General features: G+C 31.6%; 2 protein-coding genes. One reads left to right on the forward strand and one right to left on the reverse strand.

Going from position 1 to position 2,377, the window contains the following annotated elements; all coding sequences use genetic code 11:
• Positions 1 to 256: 256 nt before the first annotated feature.
• Positions 257 to 580, reverse strand: a complete 324-nt coding sequence (qacH, locus tag QA539_RS10905; protein WP_032489340.1) for a quaternary ammonium compound efflux SMR transporter QacH — start codon at positions 578 to 580, stop codon at positions 257 to 259.
• 377 nt (positions 581 to 957) lie between these two features.
• On the opposite strand from qacH, the gene QA539_RS10910 reads away from it, so the two are divergent.
• The gene (locus QA539_RS10910) at positions 958 to 1,950 is read left to right on the forward strand and encodes a protein rep (RefSeq protein ID WP_032489339.1); all 993 of its coding nucleotides are present in this window, start codon (positions 958 to 960) and stop codon (positions 1,948 to 1,950) included.
• Positions 1,951 to 2,377 lie beyond the last annotated feature (427 nt).

The following is a 2,377-nucleotide window of genomic DNA, read 5'->3' on the forward strand; positions in this document are numbered from 1 at the left end:
AAAAAATGGGCAAACATGCTGTTTGATTGCTATAGTTCGTGTGGCGACTGAAAAAACGTGAATTAATTTGAAATTTGATGTTTTTTGATATGAAAATCAGGAATGCTTTTATGCCGAGAAAACTTTTCGGAAAGAAAAGACCCCTCATATACACTAAACAAAGTGGGCCCACCAGGGCGTTTTTTGCCTGGTGGCTCATCTTTGGGGAGTGTGAGGGGTCAAAGTTTCTACCGAAAAGGAAATTGGAATAAAGTAATTAGTGTGATGATCCGAATGTGTTTAGTAAAACAACACCAAATATTATTAAAATAATTGAAATAATGCTTATTAAATTTATTTGTTCTTTGAAAATAAGAACTGAAACAATTGTTGTTAATACTAATCCTAAACCTGCCCAACTTGCGTAAGTAATATTAAGTGGTAAATGTTGCATAGTTTTACTCAGAAAATAAAAACAAATAAGGAATGAAATGATTGTTGTTATAGTTGGATATAATTTTGAGAAACCGTCTGAAGATTTTAAAAATGCACTGCCTATTACTTCACTGACTATTGATAATAACAAATATAAATATGGCATAGAAATTGCTCCTTTATTAAGTGATATTTATATTTTATATATTTTAGGTGGCTAATTCAATAATAAATAGACTTGTATTTTTCTAGTGATTTGCGAGGTATTGATTTTTGGATTTCAAAAATTTTAGGTAGGTTCTGAAACGAGTTGAAAACGAGTTTCTTCTTGTCTTGATACTATATAGAAATAATGAGTTTTTTAAAAATAGGCTTAAAACGTTGATATTAAGGGGTTTTTGTTAATTTTTAGTGTATAAAAAAAATTTGACATAAAAAAACCTCAGATGTAAGATAAAGGTGTCTAATCTTAAATCAATACATTTGGAGGTTTTTTTATGCTTAATTATAACCAAACCGTAAAAGAAACGGTGGTGTTTGTCTGTGCAAGATAATCATACAAAATCTAATCATGAAAATCAAGATAATCAGATTCTTAAAGACTTAACGAAAACAGGGAAAGAGCGACCATGGAAAGAGAAAAAAGTTGCGAATGTCTCTTATGCAGAGTTACTAGAAATATTAAAGATTAAAAAAGCAGAGAATGTTCGTCAATGTGGTAATGTACTTGAGTTTAAAGCGACAGACGAGGGCTATTTAAAGCTTTATAAGACATGGTTTTGTAAATCAAAGCTTTGTCCTGTCTGCAACTGGAGGAGAGCCATGAAAAATAGCTATCAGACGCAAAAGATCGTCGAAGCAGTAATTCAAGAAAAACCGTCTGCACGTTGGTTGTTTTTAACCTTGTCGAATCGTAATTCTGTTGACGGAGAAACGCTTGAAAAAAGTCTTAAGCAGATGAATATAGCGTTCAACCGAATGTTTAAATATAAAAAAGTATCGAAAAATCTTATTGGCTTTATGAGAGCAACAGAAGTGACTGTAAACGAGAAAGACGGTTCTTATAATCAGCATATGCATGTGCTGATGTGTGTTGAAAGTAAATATTTCAGAGGGTCTGATAACTATATCTCACAAGATGAATGGCTTGAATTGTGGCAGAAAGCTTTGAAAGTCGATTACAAGCCTGTGGCAAATATCAAAGCGATTAAGCCAAATAAAAAAGGCAACAATGCGATTGAATCTGCAATCAAAGAAACGTCAAAGTATGCGGTAAAAGCAAGCGATTATTTAACAAGTGACCAAGAAAAAGATTTGGAAGTTGTAAACGATCTGGAGCAAGGACTTTATAAAAAACGCATGATTTCTTACGGTGGATTGTTAAAAATTAAACACAAAGAATTAAATTTAGGCAATGCAGAAGACGGTAATTTAATTCAAACGGGTGAAGAAAAAATTTCAGACGAAGAAGAAAAAGCAAATTCAATTATGGCGATTTGGAATTACGAAAAACAAAATTATTTCTTGAAGCATTGAAAATTTTCAATGCTTTTTTTGTTTTTTAACCCCTGTGGGAACTATAGCGATCAAACTGCAAGTTTGCCCTATGAAATGCAAATTTTAACACGATTTTATGCCAAATTTTTAATTTGCATGTAACTGGGCAGTGTCTAAAAAATCGCAGACACTGATGGAAATTAAAATTTATTTATTTGGCTCATATTTGCGTTTTAAGAGCCGTTTTTAATTTTTAAGTACTTTTTTACTAGAAAAATACTTAAAACGTCTTAAACGGGCTTAAAATTAAAAATAAGCATAAATAGTTTTGATTTTTTCTAGAAAATTAATCTGCGAAGTTGAAAAAGGTGCAACGATCTTTTCTACCGAAAAGGAAATTGGAATAAATACAAACATCAGACGAATACCAGGTACTGTCCATTTACATGCAAACTTCGTTTTCATT

The organism is Macrococcus psychrotolerans, from assembly GCF_038095555.1.
Taxonomy (GTDB): Bacteria; Bacillota; Bacilli; order Staphylococcales; family Staphylococcaceae; genus Macrococcoides; species Macrococcoides psychrotolerans.